1 pseudogene is annotated in these 681 nt (G+C 69.0%); it reads right to left on the bottom strand.

Annotated features, from left to right (window positions below):
• Nucleotides 1–681, bottom strand: a pseudogene (locus JCM25156_RS26510) (alpha/beta hydrolase family protein); the annotation flags it as partial.

Here is a 681-nt window from a genome sequence, read left to right as displayed (position 1 = left end):
GCGACCATCGACTCCGCCTGCGCGGGGGGCACCACCGCGTCATCCAGCCCCTGCAGGAACAGGACCGGCACATGGATGCCCGCCACCTGCGTCAGCGGCGAACGGGCGAGATAGGTGGCCTCATCCGCCGGATAGGGGCCAACGAGCGTATCGAGATAGCGTGATTCAAACTTGTGCGTGTCACGGGCCAGCGCGCGCAGGTCCGTCACGCCATACAGGCTGGTTCCGGCGGCGAACAGGTCCGAGCGCGCCAGCGCCAGCAGCACCGTCAGCCCCCCGCGCTACTGCCGCGTATGACAATGCGGGCCGGGTCCACCTGCCCGGTGCGCGCCAGATGGTCGCACGCGGCGATGCAGTCATCCACATCGACCACGCCCCACTGGCCTTCCAGCCGCTGGCGATAGGCCCGGCCAAAGCCGACGGAGCCGCCGTAATTGACATCCACTACCGCAAAGCCACGGCTGGTCCACCACTGCACCTTGAACGAAAACGCGGCGCTGGCCCGCCCCGTGGGGCCACCATGGGCCATGACCACCAGCGGCGGCTTTTCATCCGCCGGGCCGACGTAACGCGCGCTGGCGGGCGCATAGAAAAACGCATGTCCCGTGCCCTCACCCCCGGGCAGGGGAAATTCGACGGGGCGGGGCAGGGCGATGTCGGCCACGTCCAGCGGCAGTTCCG

Source organism: Komagataeibacter kakiaceti JCM 25156 (assembly GCF_000613305.1).
Note: the sequence above shows the minus strand (reverse complement) of the source record. Positions and strands in the feature narration are given on the sequence as shown.